13 protein-coding genes are annotated in these 15,173 nt (G+C 64.8%); 5 read left to right on the top strand and 8 right to left on the bottom strand.

The window, feature by feature from the left end; genetic code table 11:
- Positions 1-91: 91 nt before the first annotated feature.
- The 5 genes from AC07YR_RS22880 to AC07YR_RS22900 all read right to left on the bottom strand — a co-directional run bounded on the left by AC07YR_RS22880 (position 92) and on the right by AC07YR_RS22900 (position 8,469).
- Positions 92-2,599 carry a GcvT family protein gene (locus AC07YR_RS22880; protein WP_494735373.1) on the bottom strand — a complete coding sequence of 836 codons (2,508 nt, stop codon included), beginning with the start codon at positions 2,597-2,599 and terminating at the stop codon, positions 92-94.
- Between the two features lie 38 nt (positions 2,600-2,637).
- Positions 2,638-3,567, bottom strand: coding sequence for a formyltetrahydrofolate deformylase (gene purU, locus AC07YR_RS22885; protein ID WP_436058860.1), 930 nt, complete (start codon positions 3,565-3,567; stop codon positions 2,638-2,640).
- Between the two features lie 9 nt (positions 3,568-3,576).
- On the bottom strand, positions 3,577-5,493 hold the full coding sequence (locus tag AC07YR_RS22890) for a BCCT family transporter (protein ID WP_494735374.1): 1,917 nt from the start codon (positions 5,491-5,493) through the stop codon (positions 3,577-3,579).
- A 259-nt stretch (positions 5,494-5,752) separates the two neighbouring features.
- On the bottom strand, positions 5,753-7,168 hold the full coding sequence (locus AC07YR_RS22895; RefSeq protein WP_494735375.1) for a ferredoxin reductase: 1,416 nt from the start codon (positions 7,166-7,168) through the stop codon (positions 5,753-5,755).
- The gene (locus tag AC07YR_RS22900) at positions 7,165-8,469 is read right to left on the bottom strand and encodes an aromatic ring-hydroxylating oxygenase subunit alpha (protein WP_055802581.1); all 1,305 of its coding nucleotides are present in this window, start codon (positions 8,467-8,469) and stop codon (positions 7,165-7,167) included. The genes AC07YR_RS22895 and AC07YR_RS22900 overlap by 4 nt, the downstream gene beginning before the upstream one ends.
- A 158-nt stretch (positions 8,470-8,627) precedes the next feature.
- On the opposite strand from AC07YR_RS22900, the gene AC07YR_RS22905 reads away from it, so the two are divergent.
- A complete protein-coding gene (locus tag AC07YR_RS22905; RefSeq protein ID WP_055802580.1) occupies positions 8,628-9,560 on the top strand; it encodes a LysR family transcriptional regulator in 933 nt (310 codons plus the stop codon).
- Between the two features lie 35 nt (positions 9,561-9,595).
- Here the strand turns inward: AC07YR_RS22905 and AC07YR_RS22910 are convergent, their stop codons facing one another.
- From AC07YR_RS22910 to AC07YR_RS22920, 3 genes are all read right to left on the bottom strand, one after another.
- The gene (locus AC07YR_RS22910; protein WP_436058856.1) at positions 9,596-10,405 is read right to left on the bottom strand and encodes an IclR family transcriptional regulator; all 810 of its coding nucleotides are present in this window, start codon (positions 10,403-10,405) and stop codon (positions 9,596-9,598) included.
- A gap of 138 nt (positions 10,406-10,543) precedes the next feature.
- Positions 10,544-11,116, bottom strand: coding sequence for a GNAT family N-acetyltransferase (locus AC07YR_RS22915; protein WP_055802576.1), 573 nt, complete (start codon positions 11,114-11,116; stop codon positions 10,544-10,546).
- A gap of 48 nt (positions 11,117-11,164) precedes the next feature.
- Positions 11,165-12,460 carry a helix-turn-helix transcriptional regulator gene (locus AC07YR_RS22920; RefSeq protein WP_494735376.1) on the bottom strand — a complete coding sequence of 432 codons (1,296 nt, stop codon included), beginning with the start codon at positions 12,458-12,460 and terminating at the stop codon, positions 11,165-11,167.
- Positions 12,461-12,596: 136 nt separating this feature from the next.
- On the opposite strand from AC07YR_RS22920, the gene hxlB reads away from it, so the two are divergent.
- The 4 genes from hxlB (at position 12,597) to AC07YR_RS22940 (ending at position 14,958) form a co-directional block, all read left to right on the top strand.
- Positions 12,597-13,226 carry a 6-phospho-3-hexuloisomerase gene (gene hxlB, locus AC07YR_RS22925; RefSeq protein ID WP_494735377.1) on the top strand — a complete coding sequence of 210 codons (630 nt, stop codon included), beginning with the start codon at positions 12,597-12,599 and terminating at the stop codon, positions 13,224-13,226.
- A 50-nt stretch (positions 13,227-13,276) separates the two neighbouring features.
- Positions 13,277-13,900 (top strand): 3-hexulose-6-phosphate synthase, encoded by a 624-nt coding sequence (gene hxlA, locus AC07YR_RS22930; protein ID WP_494735378.1) that lies wholly within the window; start codon positions 13,277-13,279, stop codon positions 13,898-13,900.
- A 157-nt stretch (positions 13,901-14,057) separates the two neighbouring features.
- A complete protein-coding gene (locus tag AC07YR_RS22935) occupies positions 14,058-14,204 on the top strand; it encodes a hypothetical protein (protein WP_156372403.1) in 147 nt (48 codons plus the stop codon).
- A 178-nt stretch (positions 14,205-14,382) separates the two neighbouring features.
- On the top strand, positions 14,383-14,958 hold the full coding sequence (locus tag AC07YR_RS22940) for a hypothetical protein (RefSeq protein ID WP_494735379.1): 576 nt from the start codon (positions 14,383-14,385) through the stop codon (positions 14,956-14,958).
- Positions 14,959-15,173 lie beyond the last annotated feature (215 nt).

Below are 15,173 nucleotides of genomic sequence, written 5' to 3' on the forward strand. Positions count from 1 at the left end.
CGGCGACACTCCGGACCTGCCGGTGTGTCGCCGTCGTTCTGGCGTAGTAGGGGGTCAGGACGGCGGTAGGGTCGTCCTGACCGTCGTCGAACTACCCGCGGAGCCGTTCCATGCCGGGATCGAACAGCGGTTCGGCCGTGACGGTTGCCGCGATGCGCCTGCCGAAGTACTCAACCTCCACGGGGTCGCCCTCGGAAACCGCGGCAGGCAGCCAGGCGTAGGCGAGGGGCTTGCGGATCGAGTAGCCGTAGGCGGCGCTGGTGACGTACCCGGCGGCCTCGCCGTTGACGTACACGGGCTCCTTGCCCAGGACCAGTGAGGTGCCGTCGTCCACGGTCAGGCACCGCAGCACCTTGTCGGGCTGCTGTTCCTTCAGTGCCGCCAAGGCCTCCGCCCCCACGAAGCCCGTCTTGTCCTTGGCCACTGAGAAGCCGAGGCCTGACTGGTAGGGGTGGTGCTCCGAGGTCATGTCCGTGCCCCACAGCCGGTACCCCTTCTCGAGCCGCATGCTGTTGAACGCGCCGCGCCCGGCCGCGATGATGCCGTGCTCCTGGCCCGCCTCAAACAGCAGGTCCCACAGCTTCAGCCCGTACTCGGCGGTGGTGTACAGCTCCCAGCCGAGTTCGCCCACATAGGAGAGCCGCATGGCCGTGACCGGGATGCCCGCCACGGAGATTTCCTTGGTGCGGAAGTACTTCAGGCCGTCGTTGGAGAGGTCGTCCGAGCTAAGCTTGCCGATCACTTCCCGTGCCAGCGGGCCCCACAGCCCGATGCAGCAGGTGCTGCCGGTGATGTCCGAGACGTGCACCCACTGGGCCGGATCCGCGGCGGACTGCTTCCGGGCCTCGACGCGGAGGTAGTCGAAGTCCACGTTGCTGTTCACGCCGAGCTGGAACTGTTCCTCCGCAAGGCGGGCCACTGTCACGTCGCTGCGGATGCCGCCGTCGTGCTCCAGCAGCAGGCAGTAGGTGACGGCGCCGGGCTTCTTGGCGATGTTGCCCGTGCTGAGCCGGTGCAGCAGCGCCTGGGCGCCCGGTCCGTTGACGGCCAGCCGCTTCAGCGGCGTCATGTCGTAAAGCGCGACGGCGGTGCGCGTCTTCCACGCTTCGGCCGCCGAAATGGGGGAGGAGAACATGGCTGCCCACTCGTCCCGTTCCGGCGCCTGCCATTCAGCCGGCAGTTCGGCCAGCAGCCCGCGGTTGGCTTCGAACCAGTGCGGGCGCTCCCAGCCGGCGGACTCCAGGAAGAATGCGCCCAGCTCCTTCTGCCGGACGTTGAACGGGCTGACGCGCAGGTCCCGCGGTGATTCCTTGGGCTGCAGCGGGTGCAGGACGTCGTAGATTTCCACGAAGTTCTGCTGGGAGGTTTCGCTGACGTACTCGTCGCTGGTCTGGACTTTCTCAAAGCGGGTGAGCTCGCAGCCGTGCAGGTCGGTGCGGGACCGGCCCTCGATCAGCAGCTCTGCCATGGCCTTGGCCACGCCGGCGGAGTGGGTGACCCAGACGGCCTCGGCCACGAAGAAGCCCTCGAGGTCGGGCGCCTCGCCCATGAGCGGGCCGCCGTCGGGGGTGAAGGAGAAGATGCCGTTGAAGCCGTCCTGGATCTCGGAGTTGCGCAGCGCCGGCAGCAGGTCTTGGCTGTCCTCCCAGGCGGGCAGGAAGTCTTCCAAGGTGAACTCCAGACGGGAGGGCATGCGGTGGTCCGACATTTCCTCCGCGGAGACCTTTGGCAGGGCGGACATGTCCACCGGCATGGGGCGGTGGGCGTAGCTGCCGATGCCGATGCGGTCGCCCCATTCGCGGTAGTAGAGGTCCCTGTCCTGGTAGCGCAGGATGGGCTTGCTGGCACCCTTGGGAAGCTCGTTGACGCCCTCAAGTTCGGGCAGCGGAGTGCTGATGGCGTACTGGTGGGCCAGCGGCAGCAGCGGGACTTCCAAGCCCACCATCTTGCCGAGTTCACGGCCCCAGAAACCTGCGCATGACACCACGATGTCCGCCGGGATCAGTCCGTTGTCGGTTTCGACGCCGGTAACCCTGCCGCCCTCCTGGGCGATGCCGGTCACGGTGGTGGAGCCGAGGAAGGTCACGCCACGCTCGCTGGAGCGCTCGATCAGCAACTGCACCGCGCGGGCGGCCAGGGCCAGGCCGTCGGTGGGGATGAGCAGGCCGCCCAGGACTTCGCGGCCGCCAGTGAGCTTGCCGGTGTTCAGGAGGGGGTAGAACTTTTCGCATTCGTCGGCGTCGACGATCCGGCTTTCGACGCCCCAGGAGGTCATCACGCCCATCTTGCGCTTGAGGTCGGCGAGGCGCTCGGGGGTGGTTGCCAGCTCCAGGCCGCCAACCTGGTTGAAGCAGGACTCGCCGTCCTTGCTCAGGGCCAGCAGCTTGTTCACCGTGTAGGTGGCGAACTCGGTCATGGTCCGTGACGGGTTGTTCTGGAACACCAGGCCCGGCGCGTGCGAGGTGGAGCCGCCGGCAAGTTCCAGCGGACCCTGTTCCACCACCGTGATGTTGGTCCATCCGCGGGTGGCGAGTTCGTCGGCAAGGTTGGTTCCGACAATGCCGGCGCCGATAATGACAACGCGTGGTGATGCGCTCATGGTGTTGTTTCTCCTGTTTAGCTTTGCGGGCGTTGGCGTTAGCGGAAGACGACGGTGCGGGTGTTGTTGAGCAGGACCCGGTGCTGGCTGTGCCACCTAACTGCGCGGGACAGTGCCTGCGATTCGGCATCCCTGCCTACAGTGACCAGTGCGTTCGGGTCCAGGCTGTGGTCCACCCGGAACACTTCCTGCTCGATGATCGGTCCCTCGTCCAGGTCTGCGGTGACGTAGTGCGCGGTGGCTCCGATGAGCTTCACGCCGCGGTCATAGGCCTGGTGGTAGGGCTTGGCCCCCTTGAACCCGGGCAGGAAGGAATGGTGGATGTTGATGGCGCGGCCGCGGAGACTGGCGCACAGGTCGTTGGACAGGACCTGCATGTAGCGTGCCAGCACCACCAGGTCCGCGTTGTACTCGGCCACCAGTTCCAGCAAACGCGCTTCCGCTTCGGGCTTGGTAGCGGCCGTCACCGGGACGTGGATGAACGGCAGGCCGGCGGCTTCCGCCATGGGGCGGAGGTCCTCGTGGTTGGACACCACGACGGCGATCTCCGCACCCAGGCTGCCGGCGCGCCAGCGGAAGATGAGGTCGTTGAGGCAGTGGCCGAACTTGGAAACCATCACCAGCAGGCGCTGGGGGCGGCCATCGTGGATGGCGAATTCCATGTCGAACTCATCGGCGACGGCGGCGAACTCCGCGCTGAGGCCTTCCGCGGAAATTTCCTTGTCTCCCGGAGTGAAGGCCGTGCGCAGGTAGAGCTTGCCGCTGATGTGGTCATCGAACTGCTGGTGTTCAACAATGTCGAAGCCGCGATCAGCGAGGAATGCTGTGATGGCCCGGACGATTCCGGGGCGCTCCGGGCACGCAAGGGTAAGGACATACTGTACGGTGTCGGTGCCGCGGACGCCGGCAACGTCGCCGGCCTCCACCGTCGCGTTACCGGTGGGGCGGCCTTCGAGGACTGTGGTCATGGTCTACTCCTAATTCTTTGCGGGGGCTTGGGTGTCAGCGGGGGAAGCCGCGCAGCGGCCGTCGTCCGGACACCGCTGATCACATTGATGCTTGGTAACGAGATCGAACTGGACGCCGCCGTGCTGGTCCACGCCGCTGCGAATGGCGCGCTCCACTACGGAGTCCGCCAGTCGGCGCCGGAGGGACAGCGGATCCCGGCGGAGGTCCTTGACCAGGGCAAAGCACAGCAGCAGCATCACCAGCACGAACGGCAGGGCCGCCACGATGGTGATCCGCTGCAGGCCGGAGAGCGCCTCCGAGGGTTCATCACCGCCGGCCAGCATCATGACGGCGGCTACTGCGCCGGTGAGGAGGCCCCAGAAGATGACCAGTCCGCGCTTCGGGTCGGAGGATCCGTTGGAGCTCAGGGATGCCATGATGATCGATGCGGAATCGGCTCCGGTGATGAAGAAGATGGCCACCAGGACCATGGCGAGGACGATGACCGCCGCGGTCAGCCAGGCCGGCATGGACATGTTCTTCACCAGGTCGAACAGGGCTCCGTCAAAGTCGATGGACGGTGACCCGCTGGCCATGGACACGAGGCCGGCCGTGCCTGCCTTGTCCGCGTCCTCCTGGATCTTGAAGGCCGTTCCGCCGAAGATGCCAAACCAGATGACGCTGACGATGCTGGGTACCAGCAGGACGCCGGTGACGAACTGCCGGATGGTGCGGCCGCGGCTTATCCGGGCGATGAACATGCCCACGAAAGGCGTCCAGGACACCCACCAGGCCCAGTAGAAGATAGTCCAACCGGACATCCAGGTGCGCAGGGCCTCGTCACCGACGGCCTCGGTGCGGGAGGACATTTCGGCCAGGTCCCTGGCGTAGTCGCCCACCGCTGCCGGGATGAGGTTGAGGATGAACAGCGTTGGCCCCGCGATGAAGACGATGAGCGCCAGGACAACGGCCAGGACCATGTTGATGTTGGACAGCCACTGGATGCCGCGGCTGATGCCGGACACCGCCGAGGCCACGAAACACGCAGTCAGGATGGCAACGATGGCCACCAGGACGGGGGTGCCGATCTCGCCGATCCAGCCGTTCGAGGTCAGGCCGCTGCCGATTTGGAGGGCGCCGAGACCCAGGGAAGCCGCCGTGCCGAAGAGCGTGGCGAAGATCGCCAGGATGTTGATGAACTTGCCTACCGGCCCTTCCACCGTCCTGATGCCGAACAGCGACGTGAACGCCGCGGAGATCAGCTGCCGGCGGCCCAGGCGGTAGGTGCCGTAGGCCATGGCAATGCCGACGACGGCGTACATTGCCCAGGGGTGCAGGGTCCAGTGGAAGATGGAGGTTGCCATGGCGGTCTGGATGGCTGCCGGCGTCCGTCCGTCCACCGTTCCGGGCGGCGGGGAGATGTAGTGGTAGAGCGGCTCGGCCACGCCGTAGAACATCAGGCCGATGCCCATGCCGGCCGCGAACATCATGGCGATCCATGACACGGTCCGGAACTCGGGCTTCTCGCCGTCCTTGCCGAGGGGAATGTTGCCCCACTTGCCCAGGGCCAGCCAGAGCACAAAAACAACGAACAGCGAGGCCAGGACCATAAAGAGCCAGCCGGTGTACTCCATTACCCAGTCGAGGGCGGCTGTTGACGTGGCGGCCAGGCTGTCCCGGCCCAGGAAGCCCCACGCCACGAAGGCCAGGGCCAGGACCCCGGTGATGCCGAAGGTGGCCTTGTCGAGGGTGAGTTTGCGGTTCCGCCGCTCTGCCACAGCCTGCTCGGCTTTGGTCTGGCGGAGTTCCTGCATGATCTGTTCGGTGTTCTCGGCATCGTGTGAATCGTGGGAGGAAGGAGAGTTCTCGGGTGCAGGAACGAGCGTGGGCTCCTCCAGCTCAAGGGGGGGGTGGGCATCCGTGCGGATGTCGCTGTTCAAAGCCATGTCAAGTCCTTTGGTTTGGATTCTCGGTTTGACGCTGTACTCCGGCGTCCCCCAGCCGGGCGGAAGATCGGGGCTTCCTGGCATTCAGTAATCAAGGTCAGCTTTGCTTCCATCGCGGCGGCTGTTCCGCAAAGATCAACACGTCTCACGATAAGCAACAGAGTGGCCGGGATTACATTGCCATGTCAAGGCTTTTCTGAAGTCTTAAGCCCTATTTCAGGGTTCCGGCTGCGCCTTGACAGTGGGCCGGAACAGGGATTCAGGCATCGATCACCAGGTCCGTCTGCGCGATGGAGCAGCAGGGCAGGAACTTGCCTGCAGAGATTTCCCGCGCCCGGATCCCGCCCTGGTGGTTCATCTCGATCTCCCCTGAAAGCTTGACGACCTTGCAGGAGCCGCACATGCCTTCCTTGCAGTTCGCGCCGATCCTGACGCCGGCACGCTGTGCCACCTCGAGGATGCGCTCGGCGGGGTCGATCCGCACATTGATGCCGGTACGCATGAAGGACATGGTGAGGCTGCCTGTTCCCACCGTGTCGAAGCTCGAGGCATCAGGGGAACCGGCTTCCGGCTCCCCGACCGGGCTGTCGGCGGAGGGGTCGGAGCCGGGCGTGTCCGGGTCGACGATTTCCAGCGGCAGGCCCGAGGCCTGCAGAGTCCCGTCAGCGTCGTAGCCAGGCTCGTAGAGCCCGAACGCGGCGGGCTGGCCTTCAAAGTAGTCCTCGGCGGATTCAGCGATCTCCTCGGCGATCTCCTCCGCGACGTCGGCTGCAAGGGCCACCTCCGCCTGGTATTCAAGGAGCGTCTGGCGGTCTCCGGAGAAGAACTCCATATAGATGGAAGTGTCGTCCAGGCCGACCTTCTTGAGGAGCTCGGCGGCGGTGTTCAGGTAACCCTCAGGACCGCATGCGTACACCTGACGGCCGTTGGCGTCCGGAGCCACCTCCTCGAGCATGGCCGCCGTCAGTCTTCCGCTGAGTCCTTCCCACCCCTCCGGTACGCTGCGGTCGCCCAGGGAGTAGTAGACCTTGATGCGTGAGTCCACGGAGGCGATATAGGCCAGTTCCCGGTGGAAGGCAAAGCCTCCAGCATCCGAGCCGTGGTAGAGCACCACAACATCGGCGTGTCCGGGCAGGGAGTGGATGGTCCGCATCATGGACATGATGGGAGTGATGCCTGCGCCGGCGGCAAGCAAAAGATACCTTGCCCGGCGGTCGGCATCGGGGAGGTGGAATGCTCCCACCGGTCCCAGCATCTCAAGGACGGTGCCGGGTTTGACGTTCTCGTGCACCCACGGCGAGACCAGTCCCGTGGAGTCGCACTTGACGGTGATGCTGAAGGTCCACGGCTCGGTGGGCGAACTGGACAGCGAGTAGCTGCGGTCCACCGGTTCCTGGTCCTCGCCATTCACGGGAAATGCGACGTTCACGTACTGGCCCGCACGGAACGCCAGGGGCGCACCGTCGCAGCGGCGGAACACGAAGGTCATCATGGCGCCGGCCTCGGGAATAGTCTCGACGCATTCGGCCATGAACTCCTGCGGATGCCATGGGCCCAAAGCACGGGCTGCCCGGGCGGGTGTCTCAGTGCTTCCCATCACCCTGTTCCAGGGCATCTCAAGACCGCGAATACGCTGTGGTTCCTGGATTGCCGTTTCAGTGAGGAGTTCAATCACGCCAAGTGCTCCTGCACGCGCTGCACGTACCAGTTGATGAATGCCTCGACCTGGTATTCGCTCTTCATGTAGGGACCGGGCTCGTAGGCGGGACTGCCGGCACCCTGCTGGCACAGCTCCACGAACGCCTTGTCCTGCAGGTTCGTCTGCTTCCAGGTGTAGGTGAGCTTCTCCAGGTCGTAGTCGACACCTTCCACGGCGTCGTCAGCCACAAGCCAAGTGGTGCGTACCAGGCTCTGGTGTTCGTTGATGGGGAAGACGCCGAACGTGATGACATGGTCGCCGAGGAAATGGAACCAGCTGTTGGGCTGCAGGTGCATCGAGCAGCGGCCAAGGCGGAAATCGCGCAAGTCACCGAGGAGCTTCTTTGAAAGCCTCCGACCGTCGGCAGAGAACGATTCGCCCTCGCCATCGAGTGATTCCCGCGAGATGCGGATTCCGGCGATGCGCGTGTCAAGCTGCTCGACCACCTCGTAGGGAAGGCCGTAGCGGCGGCACCGCTCCTCGAGGGAGGACTGGGCCTCCTTGTTCCGGTTCCACACTTCCTCAAGATGGGGCGGGATCAGGCCCTCCGTCAGACCCCAGGTGGGGAAGAGGGAGCAGGCGAGCTCCGGGTGGCCGTCGCAGTGGTAGCACTCACGGTTGTTCTCCATGACGAGCTTCCAGTTGCCCTCTTCGATGATGTTCTGCTGGTAGGCGATTTTTGTCTTCGAGAGATCGTGGGGCGCCAGGTAGGGTTCAAAAATCTTTGCGGTTTCGTCGAAGTCCGTCGGCGGTTCATCCGCAATGCAGACGAAGATAAGTCCGGCGACCTCGCGGCCCTGGGCGCGCTTGAGGCCGAAGCAGCTCTTGTCGAACTTCGTTTCACCCGGCGCGGAGGCATGGATCAAGTTGCCCTCCGGGGAGTAGGTCCAGGAGTGGTAGCCGCAGACCAGGTTTCCAGTTGAGCCGGCCGCTTCGGTGAGAACGCGGGCGCCGCGGTGGCGGCATACGTTGTGCAGGACGTTCACGGCTCCGTCGTCGTTGCGCAGCACTATCAGGGAGTAGGGCCCGTAGTCGACGGTTACGTAGTCGCCCGGCTCCGGCAGTTCGGCGGTGCTTGCGGCAAAGATCCAGTGCTGGCCAAAAATTGCCTCCATGTCGATCTTGAAGATCGAAGGATCGGTGTAGAAGGGGGCATCGAGGGAGTATCCGGTGCGCCGGAACTCAAACAACGCGGTAATTTCTGCCAGCTGCTCGGCAGGCAATGATGCAGCGAGTTTTCCGCGTGAATTGAGGGGCACGTTCACTGAAGCAGTCATGGGTTTCCTCCCGGGAGGCATGGGTAGTGGGTGTTGCGTGTTGACCACGGGTGCACGGGTGCTAACGGCGTGGTCGAAGAACTTGTAATCTGAGATTAGAGTCACGTCATCTGCAATAAAAGCGCAAGATTTTGAATATAACCATGCAGAATAGATGCATGATCGACCCGAGGCTCATCACACTCCGCGTGTTCGCCCGGTGCGGCACCATAGGCGCGACCGCGGAGCTCACGGGCTATTCTCCCTCTGCCGTCTCCGCGCAATTGCGGGAGCTCCAGCGCGTGCTTGGAATGCAGCTGCTGACGAAAGACGGCCGGGGCCTGCGGCTTACCGCCACGGGACGCTTTCTGGTGGCGGGCTCGGATCCCCTCATTGCCCAATGGGAGAACCTGCGCGCCGCAGCCATGGAGGCTGGCGACCAGGTGCAGTCCCACTTTGGCCTCGGCGGATTCTCATCTGCAGCCGCCCAGTTGCTCGCGCCGCTGGCCGCCACCCTGCGCTCAACACGCCCCCTGCTGGAGGTGCAGGTTCTTGAAGCTGAACCGGCGCGCTGCTTCGACTTGTTGATTGCGGAACGAATCGACCTTGCAGTCATCGTCGCCATGCAGTCCGACAGTTATGGTGAGGACGATCCGCGCTTCGAGCAGAGAGTTCTGCTCGACGATCCACTGGACGTGATCATTCCCGGTGACCATCCGCTGGCATCACGCCAAACAGCGACGCTTGAAGAGCTGGCATCGGAACCCTGGATTACGGAGGCCGCCGGTTCCACGTACCATTCCCTCTTCACCGCGGCGTTCACGGCAGTCGGGGTGACGCCGCGGATTGCCCATGAAGCCGTTGAATGGGAAACCCACATCGCGTTCGTGGGAGCGGGGCTGGGCGTCGGCCTGCTGCCCCGGCTGGCGCCTTTGCATGGTGCCGAAAACGTGGTTCGGTTACGCATCACCGGTCAGACGAAACCCACGCGCCGCATCGTCGCAGCGGTGCGCAGGGGCAGCATCGCCTCACCCCTGATCCAGGAGTCCCTCGGTATCCTGCAGTTCAACGCCAACCGGATTCTCACCGACCGGCTCAACGAGGACCTCTGAACGCTGCCGGCGTGGGGCGTCCTGGACCTGATGCCTTAGCGGCGGGTATAGCCCATTTTTGCGCTGATCTGCAGCCCTGCCTGCTTCAGCTCCGCGAGGAGCCCTGGTGCCGTTTCCGGATCAAAACGGAATGCCGGCCCGGAGATGCTCACGGCCCCGATCACAACACCCACATGGTTGTACACCGGCACGGACATCGAGTTGAGGCCGATTTCGAACTCTTCGCGGACCACGCCGTAGCCGTCGCGGGCGACGTCAAGGAGCTGGGTTTCCAGCTCCTTCCGGTTGGTGATGGTCCGGGGCGTGCGGGCCGGCAGGCCGGTCTCCTTCAGGATGCGGTCGCGTTCGTCCGCAGACAGCGCTGCGAGCAGCACTTTCCCGCTCGACGTCGCGTGGAGCGGGGTCAGGCTGCCCACCCAGTCGTAGGTGGCGAGCGTGGAGGGGCCCATCGCCTGGTCCACGTTGACGGCGTAGTTTGAGCGCAGGACGGCCAGGTTCACCGTCTCCTTGAATTCCTCGGCCAGGCTTTCCAGCACGGACCGGGCTTCACGGACCAGGCTGAGCCGGCCCGGGATGGAGCTTGCCAGCCTGAGGATGCCGAAGCCCAGCTGGTATTTGCCCCGTTCGCTGTTCTGGTGGACCATCTCCCTGGCCACCAGTGAACCCATCAGCCGGGAGACGGTGGACTTGTGGATGCCCATCTCCTCGGCGATTTCGCTCACCCCGGCATGGCCGTCCCGGGCCAGGATCTCCAAAACCGCAAGGGCCCGGTCCACCGACTGGACGCCGCCGTGCTGGCCCGACTCCGCGTCGACGTCGGATTCGGGGTCGTTCTTCGAAGCCATGATCCATACTCTCAAGTAGTTTCTGCGGCTTGCTTACCCGCCACAAGGCCGCCCAAAGCGACCTCTCGGTCAGTTGCACACTTTCGATCCTATGCCGTGGGGTGTGCGGGAGCAGGCATTGCGTTATGCGCGTGGACATCAGTCCAGGTCCAGCCGCATCAGTACGCGGGGAAAGCCATTGACCACGGACTCGGTGTCTGCGGCCTTGGTGAAGCCGGCCCCTTCGAAGAGCTTGCGCGTGCCGACGTAGGCCATGGTGAGGTCAACCTTCCTGCCCTGGTTATCGACGGGATAGCCTTCGATGGCCTGCGCGCCGTGGCTGCGGGCGAAGTCGATGGCACCCTGCAGCAGGTGATGCGAGATTCCCTTGCCGCGGTGCCCGGGCCGCACCCGGATGCACCACACCGACCACACATCAAGGTCGTCAACATGGGGGATCTTGCGGTTGCGGGCGAAGCTGGTGTCGGCGCGCGGATGGACAGCGGCCCAGCCCACTACCTCGTCGCCGTCGTACGCGAGCACCCCGGGAGGCGGTTCCTGCCGGACCAGTTCCCTCACGAATTCTCCGCGTTCCGGGCCGCGCAACTCCAGGTTCTGTTTGGAGGGGATGCGGTAGCTCAGGCACCAGCACACGGTCGCGTCGGGCCGTTTGGGCCCCACCATCGTCCTTACGTCCTCGAACCGGGTCGCCGGACGAACCTCGATTGCCATTGTGCGGAGTCCTATCTGCCGATTTCGATCCTGTTGTGCGGTCCTGGCCTAACGCAGGCCGTTGCTGTGCGCCATCGCGATCGCCTCCGTGCGGGAGGACGCGCCCACCTTCCGGTAGATGTTCCGGAGGTGGAACTTCACGGTGTTCTCGCTGATGTGCAGCTTCGCGGCGATGGCCCGGTTCCGCTGGCCGGCTGCCAGCAGCTGGAGGACGTCGAGTTCGCGTTCACCCAGCTTCCAGTCCGAAACGTCTGCCAGCCGCCGGGCGGGCGGATCGAGGGGGAGTGAGACGGCGACGTCGGCGCCCCAGCCAGTCATCACGTCCACCGACATGCTCCCGTTCAGGGCTTCGACGCGCTGGGCGAGGCGGGCCATGTTCGGTGCGTCCGTGGACAGTTCGCCGGGACCGTCGTCGCGGACATTGACCAGGAGGTTCTCGCCGTCGCAATCCCACTGCGTCCGGATCCGTCGGACTCCCTGCTGGTCCACCATGGCAAGCACCAGCCCGCGGACGATCGCCCGGGCCGCATGGGCAACCTCGCCAGGTAAGGCGCGGCCGTTGACGGGAGGCTCGATGAACTGGACGTCGATGCCGCTGAAGTTCATCAGCGGTTTCAGGTCCTCACGGAGTCGCTGGAACGCAGTGGCGACGGGTTCTTCCACGAGGTCGGTGGTGCGGTCGTTCAGTGTGCGGAGTCCCACGAGCGCCTTGGCGGCGACGTCGGTGGCGGACCTCCGCGCTGCATCGTCGCTCAGTGCGGGCGACCGCAGCGCCGCGAGGAGCGTCTCGAGGGTGGTGGAGTGGTGGTCCACCAGCTCCGCAGTCACCCTGACCCGCTCGGCGGAAGCGGCTCGGGATTCGATCAAGTACGACGGCGGTGCGTCGGCCACCTTTTCCCGGATCCGCTCGGACGCCATCGCCCAGAAGTAGCGGAGCATGCGCCCTGCCGCTTCGCGTGCGGCGGGGTCCGCCGTGTCTGCAGTTCCTGCAGGATGTTGCGGATCGGCGAGGACCAGCAGGGCATTACTCGGTGAAGACAAGGCAAGGACCGGGCGCACCTCGCCGCCGAGCACGGCTTCGCCCTGCCACGCATCGCCTGTGCCTGACTCGCCTGCGAGCGACGTCCGGATGTGGTCGAGTTCGGCGATGGACACGCGGCTGATGATCGACTCGTCGCCGGCTTTCTTCTGCGGCCTGCCAGTGCAGTCCTCGGTGAAGATAACCAGGGCGCTGCAGCCCAGGTACGGCAGGGTGGCCTCCCGCAGCCGCTGGGCGATGCCGGCCAGCGGAGCAGTGGACAGGGCGGTAACAGCTTCGAGCAGCGCGATATCTGGGGCATCCACCCGCCCAGTTTACGGACTCATTCAGAACATGCCTATCCCTTTGGGTAGGTAGGACTGTCCGATCATGGCGTTGGACCCGCCCGACAGGCGGGCGACGATGAAGGGGTAGCAACTTTCGTGAAGGAGGAATCAACTGATGAGCGTCATCGCAGCAACTGACCCGGCCCTGGCCAACGCGAGTCTGGCCGACACGTCCTTGGCCGATACCTCCCGGGCCTTTGGCCGCAACCGGGATCTTGTCCAGGACGAAATCAGCGAGGTGTTCCACCGCGTGGACCCGGCCCAGGTGGCGGCGCTCGTCACGGAGCTCCGGCTGGCTGACAGGATCTTCGTCACGGGCGCCGGCCGCAGCGGGCTGGTCCTGAAAATGGCCGCCATGAGGCTCATGCACCTGGGGCGGGCAGTTCATGTGGTGGGTGAGACCACGGCCCCCGCCATCAGCGCGGGAGACGTGCTGCTCGCCGCCTCCGGCTCAGGCACTACGTCCAGTGTCGTGAAAGCGGCACAGACCGCAGCTGCCCAGGGTGCGCGGGTGGCCGTCTACACCACCAACCCGGGTTCTCCGCTCGCGGAGGCGGCCTCTGCCGTCGTCGTAATTCCGGCCGCCCAAAAGACGGACCACGGTTCGGCTGTGTCCCGGCAGTATTCGGGCAGCCTCTTCGAACAGGTGCTGTTCACCACCACGGAAGCGGTGTTCCAAAGCCTCTGGGATGAAGAAGCCATCGCACCGGAAGATCTGTGGCTTCGCCACGCAAACCTCGAATAGCCGCACCGAACCAAGTCAACCAAACCCCTCAACAAGCAAGGAATAAACACATGAAACTGCAAGTCGCCATGGACGTCCTGACCGTCGAAGCCGCCCTCGAACTCGCCGGCAAGGTTGCCGAATACGTCGACATCATCGAGCTGGGCACCCCGCTGGTGAAGAACGCCGGCTTGTCAGCGGTGACCGCCATCAAGACCGCCCACCCGGACAAGATCGTGTTCGCGGACCTGAAGACCATGGACGCTGGCGAGCTGGAGGCCGAGATCGCCTTCAGCGCCGGTGCGGACCTGGTGTCCGTCCTCGGCGGCGCCGACGATTCCACCATCGCCGGCGCGGTCAAGGCAGCGAAGGCCCACAACAAGGGCGTTGTTGTTGACCTGATCGGCGTTGCGGACAAAGTAACCCGCGCCAAGGAGGCCCGCGCCCTGGGAGCCAAGTTCATCGAGTTCCACGCAGGCCTCGACGAGCAGGCCAAGCCGGGCTACAACCTCGACGTCCTCCTGAGCGCCGGCGAGGAAGCACGCGTGCCGTTCTCCGTGGCCGGGGGCGTGAACCTCTCCACCATCAACGCCGTGCAGCGCGCGGGTGCCGATGTCGCCGTCGTCGGCGGTTCCATCTACAGCGCGGAGGATCCCGCGCTCGCCGCCAAGCAGCTGCGCGCGGCGATTATCTAACGAGTATTCCGCGCGCTTTTCGGTGTATTACAAGGGCCGGATTCAAGTAGTTCGGGCCGTTCCGTCCGGGCCGCGGCCGTGCCACACTTGGTGGACTATCGATTGACTGGGGGGATCCACGTCAGGAGATTGATATGCGATCATCGATGCCCGCCAAGTGTTCACGCCGCAGGTTGGCGGTGAACAAGCCATGATGATCGGCTGGGCCTACCTCATGGCCGCAATCATGACCGTTGACTCGCTCCTGCTGGGGCTGCTGCTGATGAACGTCCGGTGGCCAAAGAGCTGGAAAAGGAACGGCTGACACGCCGCGTTTCGGCGCCTTTGACGAATGATTGACCTCCAGGCCTGCATTCACAGCATGCCGACAGGATCCGAACAGCAGCGCCCTATGTTCGCGCTGCATCTTTGAGTGAAGGACGGTGCAAACCCGCCGTTCTTCCCCAAAGAGCCGTTCACACGGCGGATCGAGGAGACATCAGATGTCACGCACGAAGAGAATAACCCTTGGCCTTACGGCCGGGGCACTGGCGCTCGGCGCCGGCCTGGGAGTCACCGGAATGGCGTCGGCTGCCGAAACCCCAACGCCGAGCGCCACGGCGTCGGCGGAGAGCACGGCGTCCACCGACGGCTCCGCGGCCACTGACAGCGGGAAGCGGGGCGGCCACAAGGGAGGGGACCGCGGCCAGCTGGCTGCTGACCTTGCCACGAAGCTTGGCGTCGAGGAAGCCAAGGTGACCGAGGCGATCCAGGCCTTCCGGGACGCCAACAAGCCCACCGCGGCGGCGGACGGCACAGCGCCTGCCGAAGGCACCAGGCCGGACCGCTCCGCCATGGATGCGGCGATGGCCAAGTCCTTGGCGGAGTCCCTCGGCGTCGAGGAATCCAAGGTCACCGCGGCCCTGGAGGAAATCCGCGCGGCCGGCCAGGCCGAACGCGCAGCCGCCCTCAAGACCAGGCTGGACACCGCAGTCACCGACGGCAAGCTGACCCAGGCCGAGGCGGACGCCGTCACGAAGGCCGTGGAAGCCGGGGTGATCGGCGGCGGCGGTCGGTAGGGCTACCAGCGCCCACTGGACGCTCTCTCACTTCCTGCCGCTTTAGGCGAAACGCTCTCTCACTTTCTTGAAGAAAGTGAGAGAGCGTCTCGGGTTTTATGGCGAAAGGTGAGAGAGCGTTTCGTTTTTAATGGCAGGAAGTGAACTGGTCCCCGGAGGTTGGACTGGTTAAATGAGATCCTAAGCCGCGAGGGCCTGGGCACGGTATTGCGCCG

It is taken from the genome of Arthrobacter sp. GW460-12-1-14-TSB2, assembly GCF_059423525.1.